This is a genomic window from Actinosynnema sp. NPDC091369 (genome assembly GCF_044757065.1).
GTDB lineage: Bacteria > Actinomycetota > Actinomycetes > Mycobacteriales > Pseudonocardiaceae > Actinosynnema.
The window spans coordinates 1,488,301-1,502,699 of the sequence record NZ_JBIVUG010000001.1 but is presented as its reverse complement, the minus strand read 5'-3'; the positions used below and the strand labels follow the sequence as shown (position 1 = coordinate 1,502,699).

Below are 14,399 nucleotides of genomic sequence, written 5' to 3'. Positions count from 1 at the left end.
CGCTGATCACGCCACACCCGGGAGCGGGTCCCCGTTCACCATGTCGGAGGATGTCCGGCATGGCCACAGTCGCCCAGTGGGTATCGGGGACCCGCCCCCGCACGCTGCCGAACTCCATCGCCCCGGTGCTGGTCGGCGCGGGCGCCGCGCACCACATCGACGGCTTCGACCTCACCCGGGCGTTGCTGGCGCTGGTCGTGTCGGTGGCGTTGCAGGTGGGCGTGAACTACGCCAACGACTACTCCGACGGCATCCGGGGCACCGACGCGAACCGCGTCGGCCCGTTCCGCCTGGTCGGGTCGGGTGCGGCCAACCCGAAGGCGGTGCGCGCGGCGGCGTTCGCCGCGCTGGGGGTGGCCGCGCTGGCCGGCCTGGCGCTGGTGGTCCTGACCGGCCGGTACTGGATGGTGGCGTTCGGCGCGGTGTGCATCGCGGCGGCGTGGTTCTACACCGGTGGCCGCAAGCCGTACGGGTACTCGGGCCTGGGCGAGCTGGCCGTGTTCCTGTTCTTCGGCCCGGCGGCGGTGCTGGGCACGCTGTACGTGATGACCGGCGAGGTCACCGGCATCGGCATCGGCGGCGCGGTGGCGATGGGCGCGTTCTCCACCGGCGTGATGATCGCGAACAGCCTGCGCGACATCCCGACCGACATCCAGGCGGGCAAGCGGACCCTGGCGTCCACGCTGGGCGACCGCGACTCGCGCCGGCTGTACCTGGCGCTGGTGTCGATCCCGTTCCTGATCACGCTGGCGATCGGCCTGCGCGTGCCGCTGGCCCTGATCGGCTTCCTGGCGCTGCCGCTCGCGATCCTGGGCGCGCGGCGCGTGCTGGGCGGCAGCAAGGGCCGCGACCTGATCCCGGTGCTGCGCGACACCGGCCTGGCGATGCTGGTGTGGGGCATCGCCGTGCCCGTCGCGCTCGTGCTGGGCTGACCCGGTCCGTTCGCGGCCGGTACCGGACAGTCGGGGACGGACGGCCGCCGGAAGCGCTAGAACGGTCGTGTGGGTGGGCTGAGGCGGTTCGGAACGCTGTGCGCGTGCGTGGTCGTGCTGGTCCTGTGCTGGTCGGTGGCGTTCGCGACGCTCGCCGGGTGGATGCTGCTCGACGCGGGTGAAGCCCTGCCGGCCTCCCTCGGCATCCCGGTCGTGGTGGTGCTGCTGTTCATCGGGGTCCTCCTGGGCATGGCGTCCGAGGAGGACCCGGGGCAGACCTCCGGGTCCGGTCCGATCGGCAAGGCGCTCGTGGTGCTCTTCGTCGCCGGGTGCGGTGCGCTGGTGGTCGCGAGCGGCGTGCTCAACTTCTCCGGCGCGCAGATCTACCACGCGCACTTCGGTGCGCGGACCGAAGCCGTCCTCTCGTCCGTCGTGGAGTTCAACGGCGAGTCCGGCGGCGTGGTGAAGCGGTGGTACTACGTCGCCGACCGCGCCACCGGCGACGACCTCGGGCCGCTGGCGATCCCCCCGCCGGACGGGACGGAGAAGGGCGACCCGATCGCGGTCCTCACGGACCCCGCCGGCCGGGTCCGCCCCGTGCCGGCCGACAGCGCGGGGTGGACGACCGTGCCGACGACCATCCTGCTCGGCTGCGCCGGCGTGGTCGTCCTGGGTGCTCTCGGCGTGCTCGGAACGGGGCTCGGGGTGGCGGCTACCAGGCGTCCTCGGTGAACGAGATCGGCTCGTCGTCGTCTCGCGGCTTCGGCTTGGGCGGTTCGACGCGGGGCTCCTCGCCCCGGCACAGGGCGGCCAGGGCCTCGCGGTCCGCTTCCAGGGCCGCCTTCACGCCCCGGTCGTCGGCCGCCTCGCCCACGAGCACCTGCCGCCAGCTCAGGTAGCCGCCCGCGATCCGCCGCTGCAACGCCTGCAGCTCCGGCGACGCCGCGTTCGACTTCGCGTACTGCATCACCCGCCGCACGTCCTCGGCGGAGGGCTCGCGCTGCGGGTACCGCAGCTTCGCCGCCTCGCGCATCGCCCGGTCGGCGTCGGCGACCGACCTGGCCAGCACGTCCTCCGCCGTGAGCACCTCCGCCGTCCGCCACGCGCTCACCGCACACCCCTTCCCACGCGCCGATCCCCGCTGCGACGCACGGCACGCGCCCCGCGTTCCCATGAAAGCAGGATTCAACGGCCCCAAGTACCGGTCGCGCGGAACCGCTCCAGCGCGGCCAGGTGCGGCTCCAGGTCCATGCCCTGCCCGGCCACCCACTCGTCGTCGTAGTAGGTGTGCGCGTAGCGCTCGCCGCCGTCGCACAGCAACGTCACCACGCTGCCGCGCAACCGGGACGCCCGCATCTCGGCGATCAGCTGGAACGCGCCCCACAGGTTCGTGCCGGTCGACCCGCCGACCCGGCGTCCCAGCACGTGCTCGACGTGCCGGATCGTCGCCACCGACGCCGCGTCCGGCACCTTGATCATCCGGTCGATCACGTCGCCGATGAACGACGGCTCCACCCGCGGCCGGCCGATGCCCTCGATGCGCGAGCCCCGCGTCCCGGTCAACGTCGCGTCGCGGTCGCACCACGCGTCGAAGAACACCGAGTGCTCCGGGTCCACCACGGCCAGCCGGGTCCGCAGCTTGCGGTAGTGGATGTAGCGGCCGATGGTGGCGCTCGTGCCGCCCGTGCCCGCGCCCACCACGACCCACTCCGGCTCGGGCGCGGCCTCCAGCGCCATCTGCTGGAACACCGACTCGGCGATGTTGTTGTTCCCGCGCCAGTCGGTCGCCCGCTCGGCGTGGGTGAACTGGTCCATGAAGTGCCCGCCGAGCTCCGCCGCGAGCCGCCGGGACTCGTCGTAGATCGCGCCCGGCTCGTCCACGAAGTGGCACCTCCCACCCTGGCGCTCGATCAGCGCCACCTTCTCCTTGCTGGTGGAACGGGGCATCACCGCGATGAACGGCAACCCGAGCAGCCGCGCGAAGTACGCCTCCGACACGGCCGTCGAGCCGGACGACGCCTCGATCACGGGCGTGCCGCCGACGACCCAGCCGTTGCAGATCGCGTACAGGAACAGCGAGCGCGCGAGCCGGTGCTTGAGCGAGCCGGTGGGGTGGGTCGACTCGTCCTTCAGGTACAGGTCGATGCCCCACTCCGGTGGGAGGGGGAAGTGCAGCAGGTGCGTGTCGGCGCTGCGGTTGGCGTCCGCCTCGATGATGCGGACGGCCTCGCACACCCATTCCCTGGTCCGGGAGCTGCATCGGTCTACCGAAGAGGTCACGCCGGCACGATAACTTCTGCGACGTGAACCCACTTCGGATCGGCTCCCTGCGAGGCAGTCTGCTGGCCGGTGCGGTCGGCGACGCGCTCGGCGGTTCGATCGAGTTCGACCGCATCGACCGCATCCGGGGCCGGTTCGGGCCCGCGGGCCTCACCGACTACGCGCCCGCCTACGGCAGGCTCGGCGCGATCACCGACGACACCCAGATGACGCTGTTCACGCTGGAGGGCCTGCTGCTGGCCCGCGAGCGCGGCAGCGACCCGGTGCACGAGGTGCGGGTGGCGTACGCGCGGTGGCTGCGCACGCAGGGCGGCCCGGAGGTCCGACCGGACGGGTGGCTGCTGGACGTGCCCGAGCTGCACGAGCGGCGCGCACCCGGCAACACGTGCCTGACGGCGCTGCGCTCGGGCGGGCTGGGCACGGTGGACTCCCCGATCAACGACTCCAAGGGCTGCGGCGCGGTGATGCGCGCGGCGCCGGTGGCGCTGTGGTCCGACGACGTGCGCGAGGTGTTCGAGCTGGCCGCCGCGACCGGCGCGCTGACCCACGGCCACCCCAGCGGCTACCTGTCCGCGGGCGTGCTGGCGGTGCTGGTCCAGCAGGTGCTGGCGGGCGTGGCGCTGCCGGCCGCGATCGAGGTGGCCCGCGCCGAGCTGATCCGGTGGGACGGTCACGAGGAGCAGCTGGCCCTGCTCGACCTGGCCGTGGAGCTGGGCGCGGGCGGCGTGCGGCCGACGCCCGAGGTGATCGAGACGACGCTGGGCGGCGGGTGGGTGGGCGAGGAGGCGCTGGCCATCGCGGTGCTGACCGCGCTGGCCGCGCGCGACCTGGCCGACGGGCTGCTGCTCGCGGTCAACCACTCGGGCGACAGCGATTCGACCGGCGCGCTGTGCGGGAACCTGCTCGGCGCGCGGGACGGCGTGGGCGCCATCCCGGAGCGCTGGCTGGAGGCGCTGGAGCTGCGGGACGTGGTGGAACGCCTGGTCGACGAGGCGGAGGCCGCCTTCGCGCGGTGAGCGGGAGCGGACCGGGTCGACCAGGTCAGGACGACCGGCGCACGAACTGGCCCTGCGGCTGCGCGAGAGCACGGGCCTCGGCGCGGTGCTGGCCGTGATGCTGCCGGCCAACCTCGGCGGGGCGATCCTGCTGGTGGTCTAGCGGTCAGGCGGTGTCGCCGCGCAACTGGGCGCGCAGCTTCTCGCGCTCGGCGCGGCGCACGGCCTGCTTCTCCTCCAGGCCCTGCGCGACCCGCGTGCGCAGCCCGCTGAACACGAACAGCGACAGCGGCAGCGCCACGACCACGCCCACGGCGAGGGCGACCAGCAGCGGCACGTTCACGAGCACGAGCAGCGCGGTGACCGCGGCGACCATGCCCAGGCGCGCGCCGATGTAGAGCGTCACATCACGTCCCAGGTGCACGGTTACCCAGGTTACGCGTCGCCCGGAGGTCCGGCCGCCGCGGTGTTCGGACGGCCCTCGAACCGGGTGGACAGCACGACCGTGGTGCGCGTGCGCGCGACGCCCTGGATGCGGCGCAGCCTGCCCAGCGAGCGCTCCAGGTCGTCCACCGTGGCGACCCGGACCTTGACGATGAACGACTCGTCACCCGCCACCCGGTAGCAGGACTCCACCTCGACCAGCTCCGCCAGGGCGAGGGCCAGCTCGTCGTCGTCCGCGGTGTCGGTGGGGTGGATGCTGACCAGGGCGGTCACGCCGAGGCCGACGGCGCTCGGGTCCACGACCGCGTGGTAGCCGACGATGACCCCGGTGGCCTCGAGCTTGCCGACCCGCTCGTGCACGGCGGAGGCCGACAGGCCCACCTTGCGGCCCAGGTCGGCGTAGGTGGCCCGACCGTTCTCCCGCAGGGCGGCGATGATCTGGCGATCAAGAGCGTCCACCGGGCACAGGGTAGGCCCACCGGCGCGCCGGGGTGACACGGCGGTGATGTCCGAACCGCGTGCTTCGTCCCTTACTACCTCTTTACCATCACCCAAGCGTTCGAGTACCCGATGGGTGAGGTGCCACGATGCGTCCGGTACGTCTGTTCACCATCGGGGAGGATGCCGTGACCGTGACGCAGGGACACCAGGGGGAGCGCCTGCTGACACCGGGTGAGGTCGCGAACCTGTTCCGGGTCGACCCGAAGACGGTCACCCGCTGGGCCACCGCGGGCCGGATCGGCTCGATCCGCACGCCCGGCGGCCACCGGAGGTTCCGCGAGTCCGAGGTCCAGCTGCTGTTGTCCCAGTTGACCACGGAGGCCACCGAGCCCGTTCGGCACTGACGACGCGCGCCTCCAGGACACGGGTAATCTCGTGGCAAAGGAGGTGGCGACCATGCTCTACCTGCTCGCGGTGATCGGTGCGCTCACCATCGCCGTGCTGCTGTGGCGTGCGTTCGGACCGGACCGGGTCGATACCGCCCCCAGCCGTCGTTTCGTGGCACCGGACGACGATCCCGACTTCCTGCGCAAGCTCGGTGAGCAGCGCAAGAAGAAGGCGGACGACGAGGAGTGAGCCGAACGAAGGGGCCTCGCGTCGAGGCCCCTCGTCCTGTGCGGCGGTCCGGTCGGCTCGCGGACTAGTTGTTCGGGAAGTCGTCGGCCACGGTCGCGGCCAGCTCCAGCAGCGCCAGCCGGGTGTCCGGGGCGAGCTTGTCCAGCTCGATCTCCGCGCCCTCCTCCAGGTGCGCGTCGAACGGGATGCGCACCACCGCGCGGCACCGCTGGGCGAAGTGCGCGGCCAGCTTGTCCAGGTCGACCTTGCCCGAGCCCGGCCGCACCGAGTTGATCACCGCGACGGACTTCGCGACCAGGTCGCGGTAGCCGTGGGCGTCCAGCCAGTCCAGCGTCGCCGCCGAGGTCTGCGCCCCGTCCACCGAGCCGGACGAGACCAGCACCAGCGAGTCGGCCTGGTCGAGCACGCCCTTCATGGCCGAGTGCATCAAACCGGTGCCGCAGTCGGTGAGCACGATGTTGTAGAACAGCTCCAGCAGCGAGATCGTGCGCAGGTAGTCCTGGTCGCTGAACGCCTCGGACACGGCCGGGTCCTGCTCGGACGCCAGCACCTCCAGCCGGCTGGGCGACTGCGAGGTGTACGCGCGCACGTCGCTGTACCGGGTGATCTTCGAGGCGTCGCGGAGCAGGTGCCGCACGGTCGCCGTGGTCTCCCTGGGCACCTTCAGCGCCAGCGTGCCGCGGTCGGGGTTGGCGTCCACCGCGATGACCCGGTCGCCGCGCAGCGAGGAGAACGTCGAGCCGAGCGTGGTCGTCGTCGTGGTCTTGCCGACACCGCCCTTGAGGCTCAGCATCGCGATCTTGTAGCACCCGCGCAGCGGCTGGTTGATCCGGGCGATCAGCTCGCGCCGGCGGATGTCCGCGGGGCTCTCGCCGAGGTTGATCAGACCGCCGGTGACCGAGTGCAGCGTCTTGCGCCAGCCGGACTGCGGCGGGCGCTTCGCGCGCTTGATCAGCTGCTGCGAGGTGACGTCGCCCGCGTTGGCGCGCTGCGGCGGCTGCGGCTGCGGCTGCGGCTGGACGCTCTGCGGGAAGTTGTTGGGGAACCCGCCCTGGTACTGGTGCGGCCCGGACTGCGCCGGGCCGGGGTACGGGCCGGACTGGCCACCGGACACCTGGTACGCGCCCGACTGCCCGCCCGACACCTGGTAGGCACCGGACTGCCCGCCGGAGACCTGGTAAGCGCCCGACTGGCCACCGGACACCTGGTAAGCACCGGACTGGCCACCGGGGGCCGGGTAGGGCCCGGACTGCTGACCGGACACGGGGTACGGGCCCGACTGCTGGCCCGCGCCCTGGTACGGGTCGGGCTGCTGACCGGGGACCTGGTACGGACCGGACTGCTGACCCGGCACCGGGTACGGCCCCGACTGCGCCGGGAAACCGCCCGACGGCGGGCCGGTCACCGGACCGGACTGCGCCGGGTCCAGGTACACGGTCTGGGGGTCGACGTAGTGGGCTCCCGATCCCGGCTCGACCTGGTAGCCGCCCGACTGGTTCGGGTTGGGCTGCTGCTGCCCCTCCGCTCCGGTCGGCTGCTGCCACGACGGCTCAGGATTCTCGTAGCGACCGGTCACCGCTGGGGTCCTCCCTGAGCAAAGCGGATCGAGACCTCCCCGACCCCACGCGTCCGACGGTAGTCGGCGACGAGTGGTTCCACGACATTGGGTGCGCGCTCCCCACCAGGCGTCCGAACAGACCCCGGACACCGCGTGGCACAAGGTCTACGCCGATCAGCCGACGCCCGCGTACGAGTGCAACCCAGTCGTTACGAGGTTGATGAAGAACAGGTTGAACACGGTCAGCGCGAAGCCGAGCGAGTTGATCCACGCGGCGGGACGGCCGCGCCAGCCCGCCGTCGCCCGCGCGTGCAGGTACGCCGCGAACACGACCCACGAGACGAACGCCACCGTCTCCTTCGGGTCCCAGCCCCAGAACCGGCCCCACGCCGCCTCGGCCCAGATCGCGCCGCAGATGATGCCGATGGTGAACAGCGGGAACGCGAACACCGTGCTGCGGTAGGCGAGCCGGTCCAGCAGCTCGGCGTCGGGCAGCCGGGTGAACCGCGCGCGGCCCGAGGTCTTGAGCAGGTACAGCACGCTGGCCACGCCGGGCACCAGCAGCACGCCGCTGGACACCGAGATCACCGAGACGTGCACCACGAGCCAGTACGACTGCAACGCGGGCTGCACGGGCGCGGCGTCGGCGTAGAGCACCGTGCCGCCGAGGAACATCAGGATCACGATCGGCACGAGCACGAAGCCGCCGAGCCTGCGGACGTCGAACGTGCGCGAGAGCACCAGCCACGTCACGACCGCGGCCAGCGTGAGCAGCGAGCCGTACTCGTACATGTTGCCCCACGGCGCGCGTTCGGTCGCGAAACCGCGCAGCACCAGCGAAGCGGTCTGGAGCAGCGCGCCGAGGACGGTGAGCGCCACGCCCATGCGGCCCAGGCGTTCGGCGCGGGACCGCTCCGGCTTGGCGACCAGGCCCGGGGTCCACGTGCCGTCGGCCTGCGTGCCGCCCGCCGCGACCGCCCCGGCCAGTTCCCGGGACTTCGCGGGCCGGGCGAACGCGGCCTCGCACAGGTACAGCACGGCGGCGAAGAAGTAGATCGCCACGGCCGCGCCGTACGTCCAGTCGCTGTAGGTCGCCAAGGTCGTGTTGACCGGCATCAGCCCTCCTCCTTGTGAGCGAGCAGGTCGCGGGAGGGGACCAGGTCACGGGCGAGCACCGTGAACTCCTCGCCGTACCCCGCCTGATCAGTGCGCGCGAGGCCGCCGACCTCGACCACGGTACGCCCGTCCCCGCCCGGGGTCGCCCGCACCCACACGCGGCGGCGCTTGATGCTGAGCGAGACGCCCAGGCCCAGGATGACCAGCACCGAGAACACCAGCACCCACACCTGCGTGGGGTCGTGCGAGACCTGCAACGACACCCAGTCGCGGACGCCGTCGAAGCGGATCACGGTGCCGTCGTCCAGGGTCAGCTGCTCGCCCTGCTTGAGGTTCTGCCGGGCGACCTTGGTCAGCTTGCCGTCCTGCACCATCTTCTGGTCGATGGAGAAGATGGACTGGCCGCGCCCGGAGTCGGTGCCGAGGTCGCCGCGGTAGACGTCGACCGCCACCGCCGGGTCGTTCGCGGCGGGGAACGCGGAGTCCAGCAGCTCGCCGCGGAAGGCGGCGGTCGGCGCGAGCAGACCGGTGATCGCGAGCTGGCTCTTGCGGCGCTGCTCGGCGTCGGGCACGTTCGGCGGGTCGAACTTGGTCGCGCCCTCCGAGGCCAGCGTGACCAGGTTGACCGGGCGCCACTGGGTCGCGCCGGTGCGGGTCTCGCCGTTGGGGAAGGTGACCGTGAACACCGGCGTGTAGCCGTGGCCGAGGAGGTAGAGCCGGTCGCCCGCGGTGCGCAGCGGGCTGTTGACCTCCAGCGGGTACGGCCGCCAGGTGCCGGTCTCCAGGTCCGCGCCGGACTGGTACTGGATGGACGCGCGGAAGCTCTCGGCTTGGCCGTTGTGCAGGAACGTGGCGTCGAAGTCGTCGACCCGCACGCAGAACTGGTTGAGCTGCGTGCCGTCGACGCGCAGGCCGGGGCGGAACGTGTCGTAGTTGTAGACGCCCGAGTTGCAGAACTGGCCGCCGTCGGCCTGCACGATGACCTGGCCCTCGTAGCCGAACATCTTGCCCAGCGCGAACGCGATCAGCAGGCCCAGCAGGGAGAAGTGGAACACCAGGTTGCCGGTCTCGCGCAGGAACCCGCGCTCGGCGCTGATCGTGCGGGCGCCGTCCGGCTCGTCGCGGGTGACCGTGCGCCAGCCCTTGAGCGTGCGCTCGGCGTGCTCGATCACGGCCTGCGGCGTCTCTGCGGTGTCGGCGGACGCGTGGTGCGGCATCCGGGCCAGGTTGCGCGGCGTGAGCACCGGCTTGGCCCGCATCTGCTTGAAGTACTCCCAGGTGCGCGGGAGCAGGCAGCCCACCAGGGACACGAACAGCAGCACGTAGATCGCGGAGAACCAGACGCTCGCGTAGACGTCGAAGAACTGGAGCTCGTCCAGGAACCGGCCCCACCAGCCCTTGTCGGCGATGTACTCGTCGACCTTGAGGGCGTTGAGCGAGCGCTGGGGCAGCAGCGCGCCCGGCATCGCGCCGAGGGCGAGCAGGAACAGCAGGGTCAACGCGGTGCGCATGGCCGTGAGGCCGCGCCACGTGTTGCGCAGGAAGGCAAGGAGGGCGGCCACTACAACGGCAGTTTCAGGTCGTTGATCACGGCGTCGCGCAGCCAGCCGACGAAGTCGCCCCACAGGCCGGTGACCAGGGCCACGCCGACGGCCATCAGCAGCACGCCGCCGAACACCTGCACCTGGCGGACGTGCGAGCGCAGCCAGCCGGTCGTGCGGACCGCCCAGCGCGCGCCGAGCGCGATGAGGATGAACGGCAGGCCGAGGCCGAGGCAGTAGGCGAGCACCAGCACGCCGCCGCGCAGGGTGATCGAGCCGACCTCCGTGCTGCGGGTCAGCGCCAGCACGCCCATCAGGGTCGGGCCGACGCACGGCGTCCAGCCGAGCGCGAAGACGCCGCCCAGCAACGGCGCGCCGAACAGGCCGGCGCGCGGGGTGCGGTGCAGGCGGACGTCGCGCTGGAGGGCGGGCACCAGGCCGATGAACACCAGGCCCATGACGATGGTGATGACGCCGCCGATGCGCTGGAGCAGCTCGCCCTGGAACCAGAACAGGTCGGTCAGGCCGAGCACCACGAACGAGGTCAGGGCGAACACGACCGTGAAGCCGAGCACGAACAGCAGGGCGGCGCCGGCGACGCGCCAGCGACCGGTCTTCGCGGTCTCGCCCTCGCTGACGGCCGGCGCCTCGGCGCCCACCAGCCCCGCGAGGTACGCGAGGTAGCCGGGCACGAGGGGGACCACGCACGGTGAGGCGAACGAGATCGCCCCGGCCAGCATCGCCACGCCGGTCGCGAGCAGGATCGGGCCGGAGGTGGCCAGATCGGTCGGGTTCACGGGTTCAGCGTAGGTAGGCACTCTTGACGCCGTGCACCGGCATCCCTTATGGGCGACCCAGATCACAAGCCAGCAGTGGCTTTGGGGCGTCGCCGCCGACCTTCGCACTGCACCTTTACCCGTCTCAGTGAACGTTTAAACGCGACCATCAACCCTTGTGGGTGAGTGCGCAACTCCATAGCGTGACCGCATGCGTGCTCACCGGCTCACCCTGCCCGTGCTGGCCGTCGCCTTCGCCGTCGTCGCCGCTCCCCTGCCCGGCGGCGCCGCGGAGCCCGACGACCCCGGCGTGGAGTGGGTGGAGGTCTTCTCCCCCGACGGCACGATCTCGCGGACGCCCGTGCCGGTCGCGGTCGAGGCCCAGGCCGCGCCGGAGGCGGTGGCCGCCGACGTGGTGGCCATCCAGGAGACCGGCGCGCCCGACCAGCGGTTCGACCTGGTGTTCGTCGGCGACGGCTACACCTCCGCCGAGCTGGGCGTCTTCCACGAGCACGTGGTGGAGAAGTGGGCCGAGCTGTCCGCCGTGGAGCCGTTCCGGTCCTACCGGCAGTACTTCAACGTCTGGCAGGTCAACGTCGTGTCCGCCGAGTCCGGCGTGGACCACGACCCGACCCTGGGCACGGACCGCGACACGGCCCTCGACATGGGTTTCTGGTGCCAGGGTCGGGACACCCAGACCGAGCGCCTGCTGTGCGTGAACCAGACCAAGGCCACCCAGTTCGGCGCGCTCGCGCCGCAGGCCGACCAGGTCATCGCGCTCGGCAACACGGCCAAGTACGGCGGCGCGGGCGGTGGCGTGGCGACCGCCGCGGGCGCGAACGACCAGGCCGGGCAGATCGCCGTGCACGAGCTGGGCCACTCGATCGGCAAGCTCGCCGACGAGTACGACTACCCCTACGACCGGTTCAGCGGCACCGAGCCGGCCGAGGTCAACGTGACCGCGGACCCGACCGGCGCGAAGTGGGCGGTCCACCTGGGCCAGGCGTCACCGGACGGCGGCGTGGTCGGCGCGTTCGAGGGCGCGCGGTACTACCGGTTCGGCCTGTACCGGCCCACCGACAACTCGATCATGCGCACGCTCGGCCGCGAGTTCAACCTCGTCGGCCGGGACGCGATGGTCGAGGCGTTCAAGGCCAAGGTGCCGGAACTGCGCTGACCGCTACTCCGCGGCCAGCTCCGTCACCAGCGGGACCAGGTCGGAGGCGATCACGCCGCCGAGGAACGCCGCCGCCACCCGGTGCTGCTTGTCCAGCACGAACGTGGACGGCACGGTGTTCGGCGGCAGCCCGCGGAACGACAGCATCGCCCGACCGGACTCGTCGTAGATCGACGGGTAGCTCAGCTGCCGGTTGGTCATGAAGTCGCGCGGCGACTCGGTCGAGTTCTCCTTGACGTCCACGCCCAGCACCTGCACGCCCAGCGGCCCGGTCTCGTCCTGCACCTTCTGCAGCTCGGGGGCCTCGGTGCGGCACGGCGGGCACCACGCGCCCCAGATGTTGACCACGACGACCTTGCCCGCGTAGTCCTCCAGCGAGATCGTCCTGCCGTCCTCCATCAGGCTCGGGCCGGTCAGGCCCTTGATGCCCTTGCGCTCGTCGCCCTCGTAGCGCAGCTTCGTCTCGCCGTTGGGCGCGACGAGCTGGAACTCCGAGCCGGCCACCACCGCGTCGTCGCCGGTCGTGCAGCCGGTGACGAGCAGCAGCGCCGCGGTGAGGGCCGCCAGTGCAGGTCGTGCCCTCATGCCCCGGTCACCCTCGGGTTCGTCGCGCCGGCCGGCTCGGTGTAGACGACCCGCACCAGCTGCTCGCCGTCGAACACCAGGCTGGTCAACGACGCCAGCGAGCACTCCCGGCGGCGCGGGTCGTGCCACATCCGCTTGCCCTCCAGGAACCGCCGCAGCGTCCAGATCGGCAGCTGGTGCGACACGCACACCGCCTCGTGGCCCTCGGCCGCCGACCGGGCCCGCTGCACCGCGCCGAGCATCCGGTGCGCGATCTCCAGGTACGGCTCGCCCCACGACGGCCGGAACGGGTTGACCAGCTTGGGCCAGTGCCGGGGCGAGCGCAGCGCGCCGTCGCCGACGGCCACCTTCAGGCCCTCGAACTTGTTGTCCGCCTCGATCAGCCGCGCGTCGGTGGCCAGTTCCAGCCGGTGCGAGTCGGCGATCGGCGACGCGGTCTGCTGCGCGCGGTCCAGCGGGGACGCCACGACGTGCGCGATGTCGTGGTCGGCCAGGTGCTCGGCCACGGTCAGCGCCTGCTTCTGGCCGCGTTCGGACAGCTTGAAGCCGGGCAGGCGGCCGTAGAGGACGCCGGTCGGGTTGTGCACCTCGCCGTGCCGCAGCAGGTGGACGACTGTTCGGCTCACTTCGTGGCCTCCGCGGCGGCGCGGGCGGCGTGCGGCAGGGCGTCGGCGATGACCTGGAAGTCGTCGTCGGTCATGGCGGCGTTGACGAACCACGCCTCGAACGCGCTCGGCGGCGCGTACACGCCCCGGTCGAGCAGGGCGTGGAAGAACGGCGGGAAGCGCCACGTCTCCGCGGCCTGCGCCCCCGCGTAGTCGGTGACCTCGGCGTCGGTGAAGAACACGCTGACCAGGTTGCCGGCGAACTGCACGCGGTGCGCGACGCCCGCTTCGGTCAGCGCGGTGGTGAACAGCGCGCCCAGGCGCGTGGCGTTGGCGTCCAGGGTGCGGTAGACGTCGTCCGTGGCGGCGCGGAGCGTGGCCAGGCCGGCCGCCACGGCCACGGGGTTCCCGGACAGCGTGCCCGCCTGGTAGACGGGGCCGGACGGGGCGAGCTTCGACATCACGTCCGACCGGCCGCCGAACGCCGCCGCGGGCAGTCCGCCGGACATGACCTTGCCGAACGTGTAGAGGTCGCCCTCGACGTTCTCCAGGCCGTACCAGCCGGCGCGCGAGACGCGGAAGCCGGTCATCACCTCGTCCATGATCAGCAGCGCGCCGTTGTCCCGGCACAGCTGCTTGAGCTCGGCGTTGTGCTTCGGCGCGATCGCGCCCATGTTGCCCGCCGCGGCCTCGGTGATCACGCAGGCGATCTCGTCCGGGTGCTCGGCGAAGGCCAGCTCGACGGCCTCGACGTCGTTGTAGGGCAGCACGAGGGTGTCGGCGGCCTGCGCGCCGGTGACGCCGGGCGAGGTGGGCAGGCCGAGGGTGGCGACCCCGGAGCCCGCCTGGGCGAGCAGCGCGTCCACGTGGCCGTGGTAGCAGCCGGCGAACTTGACGACCTTGCGGCGGCCGGTGAAGCCGCGGGCCAGCCGGATCGCGCTCATGGTGGCCTCGGTGCCGGAGTTGACCAGGCGGACCTGGTGCACCGGGGCGACCCGGTCGATGATCTCCTCGGCCAGCTCGATCTCGCCCTCGGTGGGCGTGCCGAACGACAGGCCGTGCACGGCGGCCTCGCGGACGGCGTGGACCACGTCCGGGTGGGCGTGCCCGAGGATCATCGGGCCCCACGACGACACCAGGTCGACGTAGCGGTTGCCGTCGGCGTCCCACAGGTGCGGGCCCTCGCCGCGCACCATGAACCGGGGCGTGCCGCCGACCGAGTGGAAAGCCCGCACCGGGGAGTTCACGCCACCGGGGATCACCGCCGCCGCGCGCTCGAACAGTGCCTGGGATCGCGTCGCTGTCACGCCGTC

17 protein-coding genes are annotated in these 14,399 nt (G+C 72.1%); 6 read left to right on the top strand and 11 right to left on the bottom strand.

What is annotated here, in order from left to right:
- Positions 1-59: 59 nt before the first annotated feature.
- Together ACIQMJ_RS07525 and ACIQMJ_RS07520 are read left to right on the top strand one after the other, a co-directional pair.
- Complete coding sequence (locus tag ACIQMJ_RS07525) at positions 60-932, top strand: 1,4-dihydroxy-2-naphthoate polyprenyltransferase (RefSeq protein WP_499760101.1); 873 nt, start codon at positions 60-62, stop codon at positions 930-932.
- Positions 933-1,001: 69 nt separating this feature from the next.
- Positions 1,002-1,664 carry a hypothetical protein gene (locus tag ACIQMJ_RS07520; RefSeq protein WP_499760100.1) on the top strand — a complete coding sequence of 221 codons (663 nt, stop codon included), beginning with the start codon at positions 1,002-1,004 and terminating at the stop codon, positions 1,662-1,664.
- Here the strand turns inward: ACIQMJ_RS07520 and ACIQMJ_RS07515 are convergent.
- Together ACIQMJ_RS07515 and cds1 are read right to left on the bottom strand one after the other, a co-directional pair.
- A complete protein-coding gene (locus ACIQMJ_RS07515; protein ID WP_499760099.1) occupies positions 1,645-2,043 on the bottom strand; it encodes a hypothetical protein in 399 nt (132 codons plus the stop codon). The genes ACIQMJ_RS07520 and ACIQMJ_RS07515 overlap by 20 nt on opposite strands.
- Positions 2,044-2,117: 74 nt before the next feature.
- Positions 2,118-3,212: an L-cysteine desulfhydrase Cds1 gene (cds1, locus tag ACIQMJ_RS07510; protein WP_499760098.1), complete on the bottom strand. Its 1,095-nt coding sequence runs from the start codon at positions 3,210-3,212 to the stop codon at positions 2,118-2,120.
- 23 nt (positions 3,213-3,235) lie between these two features.
- Between cds1 and ACIQMJ_RS07505 the strand changes: the two genes are divergently transcribed.
- Entirely contained in the window at positions 3,236-4,228 is a 993-nt protein-coding gene (locus ACIQMJ_RS07505; protein ID WP_499760097.1) for an ADP-ribosylglycohydrolase family protein, read from the top strand.
- A 145-nt stretch (positions 4,229-4,373) separates the two neighbouring features.
- On the opposite strand, the gene ACIQMJ_RS07500 is transcribed toward ACIQMJ_RS07505, so the two are convergent.
- Positions 4,374-4,631 carry a DUF4229 domain-containing protein gene (locus tag ACIQMJ_RS07500; protein ID WP_499760096.1) on the bottom strand — a complete coding sequence of 86 codons (258 nt, stop codon included), beginning with the start codon at positions 4,629-4,631 and terminating at the stop codon, positions 4,374-4,376.
- A gap of 11 nt (positions 4,632-4,642) precedes the next feature.
- Positions 4,643-5,110, bottom strand: coding sequence for an Lrp/AsnC family transcriptional regulator (locus tag ACIQMJ_RS07495; protein ID WP_499760095.1), 468 nt, complete (start codon positions 5,108-5,110; stop codon positions 4,643-4,645).
- Positions 5,111-5,277: 167 nt separating this feature from the next.
- Between ACIQMJ_RS07495 and ACIQMJ_RS07490 the strand changes: the two genes are divergently transcribed.
- Positions 5,278-5,496 (top strand): BldC family transcriptional regulator, encoded by a 219-nt coding sequence (locus ACIQMJ_RS07490; RefSeq protein WP_499760094.1) that lies wholly within the window; start codon positions 5,278-5,280, stop codon positions 5,494-5,496.
- Between the two features lie 52 nt (positions 5,497-5,548).
- Positions 5,549-5,728, top strand: a complete 180-nt coding sequence (locus ACIQMJ_RS07485) for a hypothetical protein (protein WP_141984098.1) — start codon at positions 5,549-5,551, stop codon at positions 5,726-5,728.
- 64 nt (positions 5,729-5,792) lie between these two features.
- Here the strand turns inward: ACIQMJ_RS07485 and ACIQMJ_RS07480 are convergent, their stop codons facing one another.
- The 4 genes from ACIQMJ_RS07480 to ACIQMJ_RS07465 all read right to left on the bottom strand — a co-directional run bounded on the left by ACIQMJ_RS07480 (position 5,793) and on the right by ACIQMJ_RS07465 (position 10,683).
- The gene (locus ACIQMJ_RS07480) at positions 5,793-7,304 is read right to left on the bottom strand and encodes a MinD/ParA family ATP-binding protein (RefSeq protein ID WP_499760093.1); all 1,512 of its coding nucleotides are present in this window, start codon (positions 7,302-7,304) and stop codon (positions 5,793-5,795) included.
- Positions 7,305-7,460: 156 nt separating this feature from the next.
- Positions 7,461-8,402, bottom strand: a complete 942-nt coding sequence (gene ccsB, locus ACIQMJ_RS07475; protein WP_499760092.1) for a c-type cytochrome biogenesis protein CcsB — start codon at positions 8,400-8,402, stop codon at positions 7,461-7,463.
- On the bottom strand, positions 8,402-9,913 hold the full coding sequence (gene resB / locus ACIQMJ_RS07470; protein ID WP_499760268.1) for a cytochrome c biogenesis protein ResB: 1,512 nt from the start codon (positions 9,911-9,913) through the stop codon (positions 8,402-8,404). Before resB ends, ccsB begins: the two co-directional genes overlap by 1 nt.
- A gap of 50 nt (positions 9,914-9,963) precedes the next feature.
- Positions 9,964-10,683 (bottom strand): cytochrome c biogenesis CcdA family protein, encoded by a 720-nt coding sequence (locus tag ACIQMJ_RS07465; protein WP_499760267.1) that lies wholly within the window; start codon positions 10,681-10,683, stop codon positions 9,964-9,966.
- A 247-nt stretch (positions 10,684-10,930) separates the two neighbouring features.
- Between ACIQMJ_RS07465 and ACIQMJ_RS07460 the strand changes: the two genes are divergently transcribed.
- Entirely contained in the window at positions 10,931-11,896 is a 966-nt protein-coding gene (locus tag ACIQMJ_RS07460) for a M64 family metallopeptidase (protein ID WP_499760091.1), read from the top strand.
- Positions 11,897-11,899: 3 nt separating this feature from the next.
- On the opposite strand, the gene ACIQMJ_RS07455 is transcribed toward ACIQMJ_RS07460, so the two are convergent.
- Genes ACIQMJ_RS07455 through hemL form a run of 3 tightly spaced genes read right to left on the bottom strand, consistent with a single transcriptional unit; the run spans position 11,900 to position 14,393 of the window.
- Entirely contained in the window at positions 11,900-12,481 is a 582-nt protein-coding gene (locus ACIQMJ_RS07455; RefSeq protein ID WP_499760090.1) for a TlpA disulfide reductase family protein, read from the bottom strand.
- The gene (locus ACIQMJ_RS07450; protein ID WP_499760089.1) at positions 12,478-13,107 is read right to left on the bottom strand and encodes a histidine phosphatase family protein; all 630 of its coding nucleotides are present in this window, start codon (positions 13,105-13,107) and stop codon (positions 12,478-12,480) included. The genes ACIQMJ_RS07455 and ACIQMJ_RS07450 overlap by 4 nt, the downstream gene beginning before the upstream one ends.
- A complete protein-coding gene (hemL, locus tag ACIQMJ_RS07445; protein ID WP_499760088.1) occupies positions 13,104-14,393 on the bottom strand; it encodes a glutamate-1-semialdehyde 2,1-aminomutase in 1,290 nt (429 codons plus the stop codon). Before hemL ends, ACIQMJ_RS07450 begins: the two co-directional genes overlap by 4 nt.
- Positions 14,394-14,399: the final 6 nt, after the last annotated feature.